This window comes from Rhizobium sp. 11_C7_N12_5 (assembly GCF_051811145.1).
In the GTDB taxonomy this organism is placed as follows: domain Bacteria; phylum Pseudomonadota; class Alphaproteobacteria; order Rhizobiales; family Rhizobiaceae; genus Rhizobium; species Rhizobium lusitanum.
On the sequence record NZ_JBPWPY010000001.1, the window covers coordinates 2349122 to 2365238 of the forward strand.

The 16117-nt window shown below is 61.0% G+C and carries 14 protein-coding genes; 8 read left to right on the forward strand and 6 right to left on the reverse strand.

What is annotated here, in order from left to right; translation table 11 throughout:
• Nucleotides 1-115: 115 nt before the first annotated feature.
• The gene (gene hydA, locus AB8B29_RS11615; RefSeq protein ID WP_092573297.1) at nt 116-1570 is read left to right on the forward strand and encodes a dihydropyrimidinase; all 1455 of its coding nucleotides are present in this window, start codon (nt 116-118) and stop codon (nt 1568-1570) included.
• A 33-nt stretch (nt 1571-1603) separates the two neighbouring features.
• Here the strand turns inward: hydA and AB8B29_RS11620 are convergent, their stop codons facing one another.
• Complete coding sequence (locus tag AB8B29_RS11620) at nt 1604-2017, reverse strand: cupin domain-containing protein (RefSeq protein ID WP_037195154.1); 414 nt, start codon at nt 2015-2017, stop codon at nt 1604-1606.
• Nucleotides 2018-2141: 124 nt separating this feature from the next.
• Between AB8B29_RS11620 and AB8B29_RS11625 the strand changes: the two genes are divergently transcribed.
• From AB8B29_RS11625 to AB8B29_RS11655, 7 genes are all read left to right on the forward strand, one after another.
• The gene (locus AB8B29_RS11625; RefSeq protein ID WP_037195157.1) at nt 2142-2933 is read left to right on the forward strand and encodes an ABC transporter ATP-binding protein; all 792 of its coding nucleotides are present in this window, start codon (nt 2142-2144) and stop codon (nt 2931-2933) included.
• 7 nt (nt 2934-2940) lie between these two features.
• The gene (locus AB8B29_RS11630) at nt 2941-3276 is read left to right on the forward strand and encodes a membrane protein (protein ID WP_037195159.1); all 336 of its coding nucleotides are present in this window, start codon (nt 2941-2943) and stop codon (nt 3274-3276) included.
• Complete coding sequence (locus tag AB8B29_RS11635) at nt 3273-4166, forward strand: ABC transporter permease (RefSeq protein WP_037195161.1); 894 nt, start codon at nt 3273-3275, stop codon at nt 4164-4166. The genes AB8B29_RS11630 and AB8B29_RS11635 overlap by 4 nt, the downstream gene beginning before the upstream one ends.
• Nucleotides 4163-5296 carry an ABC transporter permease gene (locus tag AB8B29_RS11640; RefSeq protein WP_047638731.1) on the forward strand — a complete coding sequence of 378 codons (1134 nt, stop codon included), beginning with the start codon at nt 4163-4165 and terminating at the stop codon, nt 5294-5296. Before AB8B29_RS11635 ends, AB8B29_RS11640 begins: the two co-directional genes overlap by 4 nt.
• A gap of 55 nt (nt 5297-5351) precedes the next feature.
• A complete protein-coding gene (locus AB8B29_RS11645; protein WP_037195165.1) occupies nt 5352-6320 on the forward strand; it encodes an ABC transporter substrate-binding protein in 969 nt (322 codons plus the stop codon).
• A 390-nt stretch (nt 6321-6710) separates the two neighbouring features.
• Complete coding sequence (locus AB8B29_RS11650) at nt 6711-7901, forward strand: efflux RND transporter periplasmic adaptor subunit (RefSeq protein WP_037195167.1); 1191 nt, start codon at nt 6711-6713, stop codon at nt 7899-7901.
• Between the two features lie 14 nt (nt 7902-7915).
• Nucleotides 7916-11239: an efflux RND transporter permease subunit gene (locus AB8B29_RS11655; protein WP_037195169.1), complete on the forward strand. Its 3324-nt coding sequence runs from the start codon at nt 7916-7918 to the stop codon at nt 11237-11239.
• A gap of 42 nt (nt 11240-11281) precedes the next feature.
• Here the strand turns inward: AB8B29_RS11655 and ureG are convergent, their stop codons facing one another.
• The 5 genes from ureG to ureC form a co-directional block, all read right to left on the reverse strand.
• Nucleotides 11282-11893, reverse strand: a complete 612-nt coding sequence (gene ureG / locus AB8B29_RS11660; RefSeq protein WP_037195171.1) for an urease accessory protein UreG — start codon at nt 11891-11893, stop codon at nt 11282-11284.
• A 106-nt stretch (nt 11894-11999) separates the two neighbouring features.
• Nucleotides 12000-12674, reverse strand: coding sequence for an urease accessory protein UreF (locus tag AB8B29_RS11665; protein ID WP_376774229.1), 675 nt, complete (start codon nt 12672-12674; stop codon nt 12000-12002).
• An 18-nt stretch (nt 12675-12692) separates the two neighbouring features.
• Complete coding sequence (gene ureE / locus AB8B29_RS11670; RefSeq protein WP_037195175.1) at nt 12693-13190, reverse strand: urease accessory protein UreE; 498 nt, start codon at nt 13188-13190, stop codon at nt 12693-12695.
• Between the two features lie 81 nt (nt 13191-13271).
• Nucleotides 13272-14132, reverse strand: coding sequence for a GGDEF domain-containing protein (locus AB8B29_RS11675; RefSeq protein WP_037195177.1), 861 nt, complete (start codon nt 14130-14132; stop codon nt 13272-13274).
• Between the two features lie 272 nt (nt 14133-14404).
• Nucleotides 14405-16117, reverse strand: coding sequence for an urease subunit alpha (gene ureC, locus AB8B29_RS11680; protein WP_439006542.1), 1713 nt, complete (start codon nt 16115-16117; stop codon nt 14405-14407).

Here is a 16117-nt window from a genome sequence, read left to right on the forward strand (position 1 = left end):
TTATCGCCGAAGACTCGCCACGCCTCTCCTTCTCCCCTCGGGGAGAAGGTGGCCCGAAGGGTCCGATGATGTGGCGTCACGGATGCCAGCCTCTTAAGAACAGGGAACAAACGTCATGAGCACAGTCATCAAGGGTGGAACCATCGTCACGGCCGACCTGACCTATAAGGCCGATATCAAGGTCGAAGGCGGGAAGATCGTCGAGATCGGGCAGAACCTGTCGGGCAACGAGGTGCTGGATGCCTCCGGCTGTTATGTCATGCCGGGCGGCATCGATCCGCATACGCATCTCGAAATGCCGTTCATGGGCACCTATTCCTCCGACGATTTCGAGAGCGGCACCCGCGCGGCGCTCGCCGGCGGCACGACGATGGTGGTCGATTTCGCGCTGCCCTCGCCCGGCCAATCGCTGCTCGAAGCGCTGACCATGTGGGACAACAAGTCGACGCGGGCGAATTGCGACTATTCCTTCCACATGGCGATCACCTGGTGGGGAGAACAGGTCTTCAACGAGATGGAGGCCATCGTTCGCGACAAGGGCATCAACACCTTCAAGCACTTCATGGCCTATAAGGGCGCGCTGATGGTGGATGACGACGAGATGTTCTCGTCCTTCCAGCGCTGTGCCGAGCTCGGCGCATTGCCGCTCGTCCATGCCGAAAACGGCGACGTGGTCGCGCAGATGCAGGCAAAGCTCCTGGCCGAAGGCAATAACGGGCCGGAGGCACATGCCTATTCCCGTCCGGCCGAGGTCGAAGGCGAGGCGACGAACCGCGCCATCATGATCGCCGATATGGCCGGCTCGCCCGTCTACATCGTCCACACCTCCTGCGAACAGGCCCACGAAGCCATCCGCCGTGCCCGCCAGAAGGGCATGCGCGTCTATGGCGAGCCACTGGTCCAGCACCTGACGCTCGATGAAAGCGAATATGCCAACCCCGATTGGGATCACGCCGCCCGCCGCGTCATGTCGCCCCCCTTCCGCAACAAGCAGCATCAGGACAGCCTCTGGGCTGGCCTCGCCTCGGGCTCGCTGCAGGTGGTCGCAACCGACCACTGCGCCTTCACGACAGAGCAGAAGCGCTTCGGCCTTAACGATTTCACCAAGATTCCGAACGGCACCGGCGGCCTCGAGGATCGCCTGCCGATGCTCTGGACCCATGGCGTCAAGACCGGTCGCTTGACCATGAACGAGTTCGTCGCCGTCACCTCCACCAACATCGCCAAGATCCTCAACATCTATCCGAAGAAGGGCGCGATCCTCGTTGGCGCCGATGCCGATATCGTCGTCTGGGATCCGAATCGCTCGAAGACCATCACCGCCAAGACGCAGCAGTCGGCGATCGACTACAACGTCTTCGAGGGCAAGGAAGTGACCGGCCTGCCGCGTTACACGCTGACCCGTGGCGTCGTCGCCATCGAGGAAGGCACGGTAAAGACGCAACAAGGCCACGGCGAGTTCGTCAAGCGCGAGCCGTTCACCGCCGCCAACCGGGCGCTTTCGACCTGGAAGGAAGTCACCGCGCCGCGCAAGGTTCAGCGCAGCGGCATCCCCGCAAGCGGGGTGTGACGCTTGGCCCCAGTCGTTCGGCCCATCGGTTTATCAACGTGGCACATGCCGCTCCAGATCCGGCAGCAGGACGACGCTTTCCTGCTCGTTCGGATCGGTGCGGGCGATGACGGCTGTCGCCGGCCGGTCGCTGAGATTGGCGGGAAGATGCGGGACGCCGGCCGGAATGTAGAACATTTCGCCCTCGCGAACGATAACGTGTTCTTCCAGCTGATCGCCGAACCAGCAATGCGTCTCGCCGGAAAGTGCATAGATCGCCGTCTCGTGCGACGCATGCAGATGCGCCTTGGCGCGGCCGCCCGGCGGAATGGTCAGAAGATGCATGCAGATGCCCGTCGAACCGACTGTCTCGGCGGCGATTCCCTCGAAATAGCTGAAGCCCTGCTTTCCGGCATAGGTGCTGCCGGGCCGCACGACACGACAGGTGGGCTTTGATGACAAACTCATGGCATTGCTCCTCTGGATCCGGCAGCCGCGCGGCGCCCTGGTTTTCCAAAGCTACAGCAATGCCAAACTGGATAACAAGCAATCCGCCCCGACTGCGTGGCGAAAATAGGACTGGTAGGTGTTAATGACGTCGTCCGCTTCCTCCGTCGTCTCCGCGCGGAACCTCTGTCTCACCTACGATACGAATGACGGGCCTGTGCATGCGCTGAGCAATGTCGATCTCGATGTTCGAAAGGGCGATTTCGTCTCCTTCATCGGCCCTTCCGGCTGCGGAAAGACTACATTCCTGCGCGTGATCGCCGATCTGGAGCGGAAAACCTCTGGCGATATCACCGTCAATGGCATGACGCCGGACGAAGCGCGCAAGGCCCGTGCCTACGGTTATGTCTTTCAGGCGCCCGCACTCTACCCCTGGCGCACCATCGAAAAGAACATTGCCCTGCCGCTGGAAATCATGGGCTATGCCAGAAACGAACAGGCCCAGCGCATCGCCCAGACGCTCGACCTCGTCAATCTCAGCGGCTTCGAGAAGAAATTCCCCTGGCAGCTTTCGGGCGGCATGCAGCAGCGCGCCTCCATCGCTCGCGCGCTCGCCTTTGACGCCGATCTTCTGCTGATGGACGAGCCCTTCGGCGCGCTCGACGAGATCGTTCGCGACCACCTCAATGAACAGCTGCTGAAGCTCTGGAAGCGAACGAACAAGACCATCTGCTTCGTCACGCATTCCATCCCCGAGGCAGTCTATCTCTCCACCAAGATCGTGGTCATGTCCCCTCGTCCCGGCCGCGTCACGGATGTCATCGAATCCACGCTTCCGCTCGAACGCCCGCTCGGCATTCGCGAAACGCCTGAATTCCTGGAGATCGCCCATCGTGTCCGCGAAGGTTTGCGGGCCGGACACAGCTACGAAGAATAGGATCATCATGAACCCGCAATTCCTCCTCTGGCTCACCGGCGCGATGGCGATCTTCATCAGCGGAGCGACCGCCTCGCGCGCCTATATCGCCAACAACAACATATTGGTCCTGATCCTGGCGCTCATCCTTTATTGCATCGGCAACCTGATGATGGTGCGGCTCATGCGCGAGGGCGGGCTGGGTCTGGCGATATCAGCCTCCTCCATTGCCCAGCTCATCGTCGTCAACATCATCGCCTTCCTCGTCTTCGGCGAACGGCTGAGCCTGCCGCAGCTGGCTGGCGTCGGGCTCGGTATCGTTGCCATGGCGCTGATGCTGCTGCCGGCACAAGGGAGGGCATGACCGTGGAGAAGCAGCAATTCTTCAGACACAAGTTCGTGCCGGTCGCAAGCATCGTGCTCGCGATCGTCGTCCTCTGGTATGTCTTCGCGGTTGTGCTCAACGCGCCGTTCCAGCGCGATCTCGATCGCCGCGGCAATGTCACCTCGACAACAATGGAATTCATAGGCAAGACGCTGGCCCAGCCGAAACCGATCCTGCCGGCGCCACATCAGGTGGCGCAGAATGTGTTCGAAAACACTTTTCTTCGGGCGCTGACCAGCAACCGCAGCCTGGTCTACAATGCCTGGGTGACCTTGTCCTCGACGGCAGTCGGCTTCGCCTTCGGCACGGTTCTCGGCATCCTGATCGCGGTCGGCATCGTGCATGTGGTGGCTCTTGACCGCAGCCTGATGCCCTGGATCATCGCGTCGCAGACCGTACCGATCCTCGCCATCGCGCCGATGGTCGTTGTCGTGTTGGGTTCGATCGGCGTCACCGGCCTTATTCCCAAGGCGCTGGTCTCGACCTACCTCTCCTTCTTCCCCGTCGCCGTTGGCATGGTCAAGGGACTGCGATCGCCGGAAACCATGCATCTCGACCTGATGCGCACCTACAATGCCAGCGCCATGCAGACCTTCTGGAAACTGCGGGTTCCCGCGTCGGTCCCATTCCTCTTCACCTCGATGAAAGTTGCAATCGCAGCGAGCCTGACCGGAACGATCGTTGGCGAACTGCCAACGGGCGCAGTCGCAGGCATCGGCGCCAAGCTCCTCGCCGGCTCCTATCAAAGCCTGACGATCGATATATGGGCGACGCTCGTCGCCGGCTCGATACTCGCCGCCGTGTTGATTGCCATCGTCGGCATCGCGGCGCGTATCGTCGATCGTGCTATGGGAGGTCGGGCGGCATGAAGAATTCTCATTTGTCGTGGCAGGGCACCCTTTCCCTTCTTCTCTGCCTTGTGGCGCTCCCGGCGCTGCCGCTGCTCGCCGCGGATGCAGCAACGCCTATCAGCAGCGGAACCACTTTCGTCATTTTCATTCTCATTGCGGCCGCGGCCGCGATTTCCTTCATGAACCTGTCCGCAACCCTCAGCGCGGCGATCCTCTTCTTCGCCGCGCACGCAGCGGCCTGGCTGCTGCTGGCCGGAATATCGGGCAATGAAGGCAACGCGCTTGCGTCGTTTTTTATCTTGCTTGCCGCTGCCTGGCTGCTTGCCTGGCGTTGCGTCTCCATCTTGTCGACCATCCGCGTGCACTCGACCGCCGACAGCTATACGTTACGATTGCTCATTCCCGCGATCTTCGGCGTCTGGATCATCATCATCTGGGAAGCGGTGACGCGCGGCGCCGGTGTGCCTTTCATCCTCCTGCCGCCGCCGAGCGCCATCGGCGCGCGGATTGCCGGCTCCATCTCGATCCTGTGGACGGACGTCCAGCAGACGATCTTCCGATCGGTCCTGATCGGCTACACCATCGGCTGCGCCAGCGGCTTCATCGTCGCTATCCTCGCCGACCGCTTCACCTTCCTGCGCCGCGGCCTGCTGCCGATCGGCAATCTCGTCTCGGCATTGCCGATCATCGGCGTTGCGCCGATCATGGTCATGTGGTTCGGCTTCGATTGGCAGTCCAAGGCCGCCGTCGTCGTCGTCATGACCTTCTTCCCGATGCTGGTGAACACGGTGGCCGGCCTGGCGGCAGCCGGCAATATCGAGCGCGACCTGATGCGCACCTATGCATCGAACTACTGGCAGACGCTGCTGAAGCTGCGCCTGCCGGCCGCCGCTCCCTTTATTTTCAATGCGCTGAAGATCAACTCGACCTTGGCTCTCATCGGTGCCATCGTAGCGGAGTTCTTCGGCACTCCCATGTCGGGCATGGGCTTTCGCATCTCGACCGAAAACGGCCGGTTGAATCTCGACATGGTCTGGGCTGAGATCGCGGTCGCCGCGGTCGCAGGCTCCGTCTTCTACGGTATCGTCGCCATTATCGAGAGAATGACGACGTTCTGGCATCCGTCTATCCGCAGTGGGCAGACGTAATCCGGGATCTCCTCAAGGGATCAAGGCATAACTTCAGAGGGAAAAGGGTGAAAACATGAAAAAACTGATGTTCGCATTGATGGCAAGCGCTATGACGCTGGCCGCAACCCAGGCCGCGACGGCCGCCGACAAGCTGACGCTGCAGCTGAAATGGGTGGCCCAGGGCCAGTTCGGCGGCTATTTCGTCGCCAAGGACAAGGGCTTCTACAAGGAAGAAGGCCTCGACGTCGACATCAAGCCGGGCGGCCCGGATATCGCCCCGGAACAGGTGATCGCCGGCGGCGGCGCCGATGTCATCGTCGACTGGATGGGTGGCGCGCTGGTTGCCCGCGAAAAGGGCGTGCCGCTGATCAACATCGCCCAGCCCTTCGAGAAGTCCGGCCTGGAATTGATCTGCCCGAAGGATGGCCCGGTCAAGACGGAGAAGGATTTCAAGGGACATACGCTCGGCGTCTGGTTCTACGGCAACGAATATCCGTTCTTCGCCTGGATGCACAAGATCGGCCTGAAGACCGATGGCGGCAAGGACGGCGTCACCGTGCTCAAGCAGAGCTTCGATGTGCAGCCGCTCGTCCAGAAGCAGGCCGACTGCATCTCGGTCATGACCTACAATGAATACTGGCAGGCAATCGATGCCGGTTTCAAGCAGGAAGACCTGACCGTCTTCAACTATACCAAGCTCGGCGTCGACCTTCTGGAAGACGGCCTCTATGTCAAGGAAGACAAGCTGAAGGATGCGAAGTTCAAGGCCGATATGGTCAAGTTCGTCCGCGCCTCGATGAAAGGCTGGAAATATGCCGTCGAACATCCGGATGAAGCCGCCGGGATCGTCATGGACAATGGCGGCCAGGACGAAAACCACCAGAAGCGCATGATGGGCGAAGTCGCCAAGCTCATCGGCAGCGGCAAGCTCGACGCGAAGCTTTATGATCGCACCGTCGAGGCGCTGCTCGACCAGAAGATCATCAACAAGAAGCCGACCGGCGCTTATACGCATGAGATCACGGACGCGGCCCTGAAATAGTCTCAGGCATCGCGAACAACCGAAACGCGCGAGGTTTCATGCCTCGCGCGTTTTTTTCATTTTGTAACAGCCGCAACAAAAAGCTGGCCTTATCGCGACACTTGCACGAAAAGCTCACAACTATCAACTATTCGAATGCCGACATCACAATGCCGTGATTGCTTCGCAGAGTTGCGACGGGTAAAATTACCCGCGAAATCATTTTCTCGTGATCTTGTGAAATTTGGAAACCGCTCCCATGTACAGGAGCGAATTTAGGATGAGGGACCTGCAGGCATGACAGACGGATATTGATCCGCCGGAGTAGCCGGCCCGCACGCATTGATCCCCGTGTTCGCGACGGAAAACAGCGAAATCCTTTTACCGAGATGCCGAACTGGAACCGGACGCATGGCCCTTACGCCGTTTAGATTTCTAAGCACGACCGCAATCATGCTTTCCTTGTTGGCCGCACCCGCCGCGCTGGCGGAGGAGCCTGCCGTCACGACCCCGAAGCAGAACCTGCCGGCGATCGTCATTACCACCGCCACGATGCGCAAGCTGGTCGACAGGGTCGTCGCGACGGGCACGGTGAAGGCCGTCGAAGAAATCTACATCCAGCCGCAGGTCGATGGCCTCTCCATCCGCTCGCTGAATGCCGATGTCGGCGACAAGGTCGAGGCAAACAGCACGCTCGCCACGCTGAACGAAGACGCGCTGATCCTGCAGAAGAGCCAGATGCAGGCCACGCGCGCCAAGGGCGAGGCAAGCCTTGCCCAGCTGCACGCGCAGCTCGCCGAGGCTCACGCCAACGCGGAAGAAGCTGAATTGCAACGCGTCCGCGCGGTCACAATGGGCGCCAAGGGCACGATGTCGACCTCGTCAGTCGAGCAGGCAAACGCGTCGGCCGCAGCCAACAAGGCTCGCGTGGGGTCCGCCGAACAGGCGATCGCGGTCGCCGAAGCCGATCTCAAGGTCACCGACAGCCAGATCGCCGACACCGACCTGAAACTTGCCCGTACCGGCATCAAGACCCCGGTCGCAGGCACGGTTGCCTCGCGCAACGCCCGCGTCGGCGCCATCGCCAACGGCAGCGGCGATCCGCTCTTCACCATCATCCGCGACAGCCAGCTTGAACTGGTGGTCGACGTTTCCGAAAGCGACATCACCAAGATCGCCACCGGGCAGAAGGCTTTGATTTCGCTCTCCGGCAGCCGCGAAAAGCTTGGCGGCACCGTCCGCCTCGTCGCGCCTGTCGTCGATTCCGTTACTCGCCTCGGCGCGGTGCACATCACCATCGACGAGGGCGACAAGGCGCGTGCCGGCATGTACGGCAGCGCCGAGATCGTCATCCGGCAGGAAGAGGGTGTCTCCCTGCCGCTGACCGCCGTCAATAGCGACGAAAACGGCTCTTCCGCCCGCAAGGTCGAGAACGGCGTCGTCAAGTTCGTCAATGTCGAGACCGGCATCCAGGACGGAGCCTATGTCGAGATCCTCAAAGGCCTGACGGCCGGCGAAGATGTTGTCGCCAAGGCCGGCGCCTATGTCCGCGACGGCGACCACATCACGCCCGTGCGCGAAACGCCGCAAGCCTCCAACTGAGCGAGAATGGCAAGATGAACTTCTCCGCCTGGTCCATCCGAAATCCGATCGCCCCGCTCCTCGGCTTTTTCCTGCTGATGGTGGTGGGCGCGCACGCCTTCTTCAATCTGCCCATCACGCGCTTCCCGAACATCGACGTGCCTGTTGTCAACGTCACGGTGACGCAGAGCGGCGCCTCGCCCGCCGAGCTCGAAATGCAGGTGACGAAGGAGGTCGAAGACGCCGTTGCCGGCATCAACGGCATCGACGAGATACAATCGACCGTCACCGACGGCCAATCGCAGACCGTCGTGATCTTCCGCCTGGAAGTGCCGACCCAACAGGCCGTTCAGGATACCAAGGACGCCATCGATCGCATCCGCGGCAATCTGCCGTCCACGATCGATGAGCCCATCGTCTCGAAGGTCGATGTCGAAGGCCAGGCGATCCAGAGCTTCGCCGTCTCCTCGCCGAACATGACCCTTGAGGAAATGTCCTGGTTCGTTGACGACGTTATCAAGCGCGCGCTGCAGGGCCAGGCGGGTATCGGCCGCGTCGATCGCTACGGCGGCGCCGACCGCGAGGTGCGCATCGAGCTCGATCCGAACAAGCTGAATGCCTACGGCATTACGGCGCTTTCGGTCAGCCAGCAGTTGCGCAGCACCAACATCGATCTGGGTTCCGGCCGCGGCCAGGTCGCGGGCAGCGAACAGGCGATCCGCGTGCTTGGCGACGCCCGCGAGGTCGCGCAGCTTGTCGATACCACGATCGCGCTGACCAACGGCCGCTTCGTCAAGCTCTCCGCTCTCGGCGTCATCAAGGACACCTATCAGGAGCCGAAGTCGTTCTCGCGGTTCAACAGCGCCCCCGTCGTCACCTTCGGCGTGTTCCGCGCCAAGGGCGCCAGCGAGGTAACGGTCGCCAAGACGGTTGGCGATACGCTCAACAAGGTGCGCGCCGAAAATCCGAACGTCTCTATCGAGATGATCGACGACTCCGTCTATTACACCTACGGCAATTACGAAGCGGCGATGCACACGCTGCTCGAAGGTGCGCTCCTGGCGGTTCTCGTCGTCTTCCTCTTCCTGCGGAATTGGCGCGCGACGCTGATTTCGGCGGTCGCCCTGCCACTGTCAGCGATCCCGACATTCTGGATCATGAACCAGATCGGCTTCTCGCTGAATCTCGTCAGCTTCCTGGCGCTGACGCTGGCAACAGGCATTCTCGTGGATGATGCCATCGTCGAGATCGAGAACATCGCCCGCCACATCAAGATGGGCAAGACGCCTTACCGTGCCGCCATCGATGCCGCCGATGAAATCGGCCTGGCCGTCATCGCGACGACCTTCACCATCATCGCGGTCTTCGTCCCGGTCTCCTTCATGCCGGGCATTCCGGGCCAGTACTTCATTCAGTTCGGCCTGACAGTCGCCTTCTCGGTGTTCTTCTCGCTGCTTGTGGCGCGTCTGATCACACCGATGATGGCGGCCTATCTCATGCGCGCCGAAGATGCGGTCGACGATCACCACGACAAAGACGGCCCCTTCATGCGCGGCTACAGCGCACTGGTGCGGTTGACGACCAAGCGGTGGTATACGCGTTATCCGACGCTGCTGGCGGCCTTCGCCTTTTCCATCGCCTCGGTTTTTGCGCTGATCATGTTCGTCCCCGGCAGCTTCATTCCGCCGGACGATTCATCGCGTATCGTTCTGTCAGCCGAGCTGCCGCCGAATGCACGGCTCGAGGATACGGAACAGGCGACCAACGAGATCTACCGGCGCGTCAAGGGCATCGACGGCGTTGAAAACGTCTTCGTTCTCGGCGGTGCTTCGCCGAAGGGCGATTTGGAGCTTCGCCGCGCGACCGTGACGCTGACACTCGGCAAGCTCGACCAGTCGCTCGTCAAGAAGCTGGTGAACGACGTCCTCGGCTCGCTGCCAGTCATCGGCCCTCACCTGCCGAAGGTCACCGTGCATGGCCGCGAGCGTCCGCAATGGGATGTGGAAAAGGAAGTCTTCGCGAAATTGCGTTCGATACCTGACGTCCGCATCACCAAGCTCAACGACCGTGGCGACCGCGACCTCACCTACAACTTCCTCTCCCGCAACGAGAAGGATCTGAACCAGGCGGTCGGCATTCTCGAAGCCAAGTTACGAACCGATCCTGCGCTCGCCAACGTCAGCGCCGACGGCGCCCTGCCGCGTCCCGAACTGCAGATCTATCCGCGCAAGGACGAAGCCGCACGCCTCGGCATCACGCCGCAGATGATTTCCGATACGGTTCGTGTGGCCACCATCGGCGATATCGACGCGTCGCTTGCGAAGATCTCGCTCGACGATCGCCAGATACCGATCCGCGTCCAGGCTTCGCTCGGCATGCGCCGCGATCTGGCGGCGATCCGTGCCTTGCGCATCAAGACCGCCTCAGGCACCACCGTGCCGATGTCGAGCGTCGCCGACATCGATTATACCGAGGGCCTGTCTTCGATCAAGCGCAACAACCGCTACCGCGTCGTTTCCATCGGCGCGGACCTGCCGCAGGGCGTGGCGCTGGATACGGCATCGGAGCATTTCCTCGATATCGTCAACAGCGCCAAGATCCCGGCAACCGTGCATCTGGCCGAAAGCGGCGACACCAAGGTCCAGAAGGAAATGCAGCAGAGCTTCGGCAATGCCATGCTGCTTGGCCTACTGCTGGTTCTGACCGTGCTGGTGCTGCTGTTCAAGGACATCATCCAGCCCTTTACCATTCTGCTGTCGCTGCCACTGGCGATCGGCGGCGTGGCGCTGGCACTCATCCTGACGGGCAATGCCCTGTCCATGCCTGTGATGATCGGCATTCTCATGTTGATGGGCATCGTGACCAAGAACGCCATCCTGCTCGTCGATTTCGCCATCGAGATGATGCATCAAGGCATGCCGAGGCTGGAAGCCGTCGTCGAGGCCGGCCGCAAGCGTGCGCGGCCGATCATCATGACCTCGATCGCCATGTCGGCCGGCATGCTGCCGTCCGCGCTCGGTGTCGGCGAAGGCGGCTCCTTCCGCGCGCCGATGGCGATTGCGGTGATCGGCGGCATCATCGTGTCCACCGTCCTCAGCCTGGTGGTCGTGCCGTCCTTCTTCTTGATCATGGACGACCTCTCGCGCCTGCTCGGCTTCCTCTTCGGCAAACTGGTCGGCAAGAAGGACGCGGATGATGAAGTCGTGACCAAGGAAAGCCTGGCGACTGCCGTCAATGAAAACCGACAGTCGCTCGCCGCCTTGGAAGAGCGACTGGAGGTCATCGAGAACAGGGATGTCAGGGGTCGCAAGGCGACCGGTACGAATGTGCTGAAGCTGCCGCCGTTCGCCGCCGAATAGCGGTCGGCTCGACCTGGCGAAACCGATAGGTGACGGGACGGCCTAAAGGCCGCCCTGTTCCTTCAGGAAGCTGACGATCGTACCGACGCCCTCTCCCCGCTTCATGTCGGAAAACACGAAAGGACGAGCCTGGCGCATGCGCGTGGCATCGCGGTCCATCACCTCGAGATCGACCTCGACGAAAGGCGCCAGATCCTTCTTGTTAATAACGAGCAGGTCCGATTTGGTGATGCCGGGGCCGCCCTTGCGCGGAATTTCCTCGCCCTGGCACACAGAAATTACGTAGATGGTGATATCGGCGAGATCGGGCGAGAAGGTCGCGGCCAGATTGTCGCCGCCGGATTCGATGAAGACGACGTCGAGATCCGGAAGCCGCTCGTTGAGGCCGGCGATAGCCTGCAGGTTGATCGTCGCATCCTCGCGAATGGCGGTATGCGGGCAGCCGCCGGTTTCGACGCCGACGATGCGATCCGACGTCAGCGCCTGCATCCGCACCAACGCCTCCGCATCTTCAGTCGTATAGATGTCGTTGGTGACGACGGCGACGGAATAATCGTCGCGCATCGCCTTGCACAGCTTTTCCGTCAGCGCCGTCTTGCCCGAACCGACGGGGCCGCCGATACCGACACGCAAAGGTCCATTTCTCGATTTCATGCTGGAAACTCCAATAAAATAGCAGCATAGCGAAGCGTCGGCCTGCCGCACAGCGGCGAATGACGTAGGGCGTGCCTCGATTGTAGCATTTCCCCAAAGACGCGGATCATGAGCGAAAGAGCCGCGTCTCCTGGGTTTCATGACGCAGGCTTGCAATGTCGGCGTGCACAGTCGCAGCGCCAAGATCATCGAGATCGGATTGCGCTACCCGTTTCGCCACGTCGGCGATGATATCCTCCAAGGCGGCCAGGATCGCAACGCCATCCTTCTGCCCGGTCACGCCGAGCCGGATGCCGGCCGAAAGCATCTGCGACGCAAGGGCATGCAGGAAGGCGGCTAGTGTCTTCTCGATGGATATCTCGTGTGCGGCGGCTACCGCGCCGACTGCGACGGGATATGCAGTCTTTGCCGGCAGCATCGAAAATATCCCGTGCGGCCAGGCGCCGGCGGCCGACAAAAAGGCGTCGCCGAGCAGCATCGTTTCATTGTGGCGCTCTTTCGAGCCCGCCAGCGCTTCTGCAAGTTCCGCTACCGCGGCAAGCCGCAGCGCATCCTCGCCGGCATGATGTGCCTCGGCAAGCAGGACGGCATCATTCCAGACAGGGCCATGCTGGATGAGGGTCGCGATCCAATCACGCAGGCTCTTGCTATCGTGAACCAGCCCGTCATGCACCGCACGCTCGAGCCCACCGGAATAGGCAAAGGACCCCACCGGAAAAGCCGGCGACAGCCAAGCCATCAGCCGCAACAGCGCCTGCAGATTGCGATCGTCCGCTGCCATCCCCTCGCTCATCGGCGTTCAATCGTGCGAATGGTGATCGTGCCCATGATCGTGATGATCGGCATGGTCATGCGAATGGCCGCCATGGGAGTGGTAGGCACCGCGAGCAGGCTGGAAAGGCTCACTGACTTCCGTGACCGTCGCGCCGAGCCCTTCGAGCATGGAACGGATCACATGATCGCGCAAAATCAGGATGCGTTCCTCTTCGATCTGCGCCGGGAGATGGCGATTGCCAAGATGCCAGGCAAGCTCGATCAGATGCCTGCGATCACGCGGCTTGATTTCGAAAAGCTTCTCATTCGCCGCAACGATCTCGATCAACTCGCCGTCCTCGCGCACCAGGAGGTCGCCATTGGCAAACAGGACCGGCTCTTTCAGGTCGAGCATGACCATGTCGCCGTTTTCGAGATGCAGCAGCTTGCGGCGCAGATGCCGCAAATCATGCGGCAGGACGACACGATCGATCGGATTGGAGGACGGCGTGCCGGCCGGCAGATAGGAGGTAACATGTTGCATGGCGGGTCCAATTCAAAGCTTTGTCAGACCATGCAAAATAGTCGCTTCCGGCGCAAGCGCCAATGCCGCTTTCGCAAAGCTCTATATTCGTTGCGCGTAGCGCTTCGGTTCCACATGCTCCGCCGTGGCTTCGCGCTTCTGGTCGGTTGCAGAACGATGCCAGACGTGGTTCAGCCGTTCGTATTCGTGGACCACGCGGTTGCGGCCAAGCGTCTTGGCGAGATAGAGCGCCTTGTCGGCTGCCGCATAAACGGCTTCCGACTTGCGGTCCTTGCCTATGTCGGCGATTCCCGCGGAAATGGTGATCTTCACCGAACCACCTTCGACGGCGATGGGATGATTGGCGATCTCAGCCCTGATGCTCTCGATGCGGGCAACGCGTTCAGACGTGTCGCCGCCGTGAACGATGGCGCCGAATTCCTCGCCGCCGAGACGAGCGATCACGTCCTCGCCGGCAAAGACATGCGCAAATATCTGCGATACGGCAACGATGACGGCATCGCCGGATGCATGTCCGAAGCGATCATTGATCGTCTTGAACCGATCGACATCGAAGATGACGAGTGACGCACCTTCGGCGGCCTGATCCAATGCTTCGGTAAAGGCACGACGATTGAGCAAGCCGGACAGCATGTCGGTGCGGCTCAGCCGCTGGAACTCGGCGCGGGAGACGGCAAGCTTGTGAATCGAACAACCTGCCAGCGCCGCCAGCGCGCCGGAAACGGTACCGCCGACGATCCATGCCAAGAGGACACCGAGACGCATCGCCTCCGAAATCGGCACTGGCAAGAGATCGAACCACTGCAGCACGGGCAGCATTACAAGCATGATCAAAAGTGACATGATGACGGCTGCAAAACTCATCTTTAACGCGAAAATATAGATCGCACGCCGCCGCTGAAAATTACCGAGATCGGCTTGCAGCGAAATCCATTGTCTCATGCGATTCACCTTCCTCAGCCACCATTTCAATCATGTGAAATAGGGGTGAAGACGCTTCCAGGTCTTTAATGTAACGATTAAAATGCGTGGTATTTCCCAAGTTGTGAACAATCAGAAATGGCCGCCGACATCATCGCTTTCGCAAGTCGAAAAGCGATGCGCAAAGTTGCCGCCACAAGCCTATGATAACGCAGCATTAAGTACGCGGAGCTGAAAAAGCCCCGGAAACCGGGGCTTTTTCAGCTGCCAATGATCGGCCGTCAAAAAACCTGTCAGAACAGGAAATAACGCTGCGCCATCGGCAGCACCGTCGCCGGCTCACATGTCAGAAGCTCGCCATCGGCGCGAACTTCATAGGTCTCGGGGTCCACCTCGATATGCGGCGTCAGGCTATTGTGGATCATCGACGCCTTGGAAATGCCACCGCGCGTGTTCCTGACGGGCAGGAGCGTCTTGGCAATGCCGAGCTTGCCGGCAAGACCTGCATCGAATGCAGCCTGGGAGACGAACGTCACCGAGGAATTCGTGCGATTCTTGCCATAGGCACCGAACATCGGGCGATAGTGCATCGGCTGCGGCGTCGGGATCGAGGCGTTCGGATCGCCCATCGGTGCAGCCGCTATGGAGCCGCCGAGCAGGATCATCTCCGGCTTGACGCCGAAGAAGGCCGGGTTCCAGATCACTATATCGGCACGCTTGCCGACCTCGATCGATCCCACCTCGTGGCTGACGCCATGGGCGATGGCCGGGTTGATCGTATATTTGGCGATGTAGCGCTTCACGCGGAAATTGTCGTTGTCGCCGGTCTCCTGGGCCAGGCGGCCGCGCTGACGCTTCATCTTGTCGGCGGTCTGCCATGTCCGGATCGCCACTTCGCCGACGCGGCCCATGGCCTGGCTGTCGGACGAAATGATCGAGAAGGCGCCGATATCGTGCAGGATATCCTCGGCTGCGATCGTCTCCTTGCGGATGCGGCTTTCGGCAAAAGCGATATCCTCGGGGATCGATGGCGACAGGTGATGGCAGACCATCAACATGTCGAGGTGTTCGGCGATGGTATTAACCGTATAGGGGCGCGTCGGATTGGTCGAAGACGGGATGACGTTCGACTGGCCGCAGATCTTGATGATGTCGGGCGCATGCCCGCCGCCCGCGCCTTCCGTGTGGAAGGCATGGATGGTACGACCCTTGATGGCACCGATCGTATCCTCGACGAAGCCACTTTCGTTCAACGTATCCGTGTGAATCATCACCTGCACGTCATATTCGTCGGCAACGCTCAGGCAGCAGTCGATCGCCGCCGGCGTGGTGCCCCAGTCCTCATGCAGCTTCAATGAGCAGGCACCACCGAGCACCATCTCCTCCAGAGCTGCCGGCAGCGAGGCATTGCCCTTGGCCGAAAGGCCGATATTCATCGGGAAGGCGTCGAAGGCCTCGATCATGCGCGCCAGATGCCAGGGTCCCGGCGTGCAGGTGGTCGCCAGAGTGCCATGCGCCGGCCCGGTGCCGCCGCCGAGCATCGTGGTGATGCCAGACATCAGCGCTTCCTCGATCTGCTGCGGGCAGATGAAATGGATGTGGCTGTCCATGCCGCCGGCGGTGACGATCTTCCCCTCGCCCGCAATCGCCTCGGTGCCCGGCCCGACGATGATGTTGACACCCGGATGGGTATCCGGATTGCCGGCCTTGCCGATCGCGACGATGCGGCCGTCCTTCAAGCCGATATCCGCCTTCACGATCCCCCAATTATCGAGGATCAAAGCATTGGTGATGACGGTGTCGACGGCGCCGTTCGCGCGCGTCACCTGGCTCTGCCCCATGCCGTCGCGAATGACTTTGCCGCCACCGAACTTCACTTCCTCGCCATAGGTGGTGAAATCCTTTTCCACCTCGATGAACAATTCGGTATCGGCCAGCCGCACCTTGTCGCCGACGGTCGGTCCGAACATGCTGGCATAGGCGGCGCGGGAAATCTTATAGGGCAT

Bases quoted from the DNA above. Each gene is read 5' to 3' on its own strand.
- AB8B29_RS11645 (WP_037195165.1), top strand. From the start codon at position 5,352: ATGAAAAAACTGATGTTCGCATTGATGGCAAGCGCTATGACGCTGGCC.
- hydA (WP_092573297.1), top strand. From the start codon at position 116: ATGAGCACAGTCATCAAGGGTGGAACCATCGTCACGGCCGACCTGACC.
- AB8B29_RS11650 (WP_037195167.1), top strand. From the start codon at position 6,711: ATGGCCCTTACGCCGTTTAGATTTCTAAGCACGACCGCAATCATGCTT.
- AB8B29_RS11620 (WP_037195154.1), bottom strand. From the start codon at position 2,017: ATGAGTTTGTCATCAAAGCCCACCTGTCGTGTCGTGCGGCCCGGCAGC.
- AB8B29_RS11665 (WP_376774229.1), bottom strand. From the start codon at position 12,674: ATGGCAGCGGACGATCGCAATCTGCAGGCGCTGTTGCGGCTGATGGCT.
- ureC (WP_439006542.1), bottom strand. From the start codon at position 16,117: ATGCCCTATAAGATTTCCCGCGCCGCCTATGCCAGCATGTTCGGACCG.
- AB8B29_RS11635 (WP_037195161.1), top strand. From the start codon at position 3,273: ATGACCGTGGAGAAGCAGCAATTCTTCAGACACAAGTTCGTGCCGGTC.
- AB8B29_RS11655 (WP_037195169.1), top strand. From the start codon at position 7,916: ATGAACTTCTCCGCCTGGTCCATCCGAAATCCGATCGCCCCGCTCCTC.
- AB8B29_RS11630 (WP_037195159.1), top strand. From the start codon at position 2,941: ATGAACCCGCAATTCCTCCTCTGGCTCACCGGCGCGATGGCGATCTTC.
- AB8B29_RS11640 (WP_047638731.1), top strand. From the start codon at position 4,163: ATGAAGAATTCTCATTTGTCGTGGCAGGGCACCCTTTCCCTTCTTCTC.
- AB8B29_RS11625 (WP_037195157.1), top strand. From the start codon at position 2,142: ATGACGTCGTCCGCTTCCTCCGTCGTCTCCGCGCGGAACCTCTGTCTC.
- ureG (WP_037195171.1), bottom strand. From the start codon at position 11,893: ATGAAATCGAGAAATGGACCTTTGCGTGTCGGTATCGGCGGCCCCGTC.
- AB8B29_RS11675 (WP_037195177.1), bottom strand. From the start codon at position 14,132: ATGAGACAATGGATTTCGCTGCAAGCCGATCTCGGTAATTTTCAGCGG.
- ureE (WP_037195175.1), bottom strand. From the start codon at position 13,190: ATGCAACATGTTACCTCCTATCTGCCGGCCGGCACGCCGTCCTCCAAT.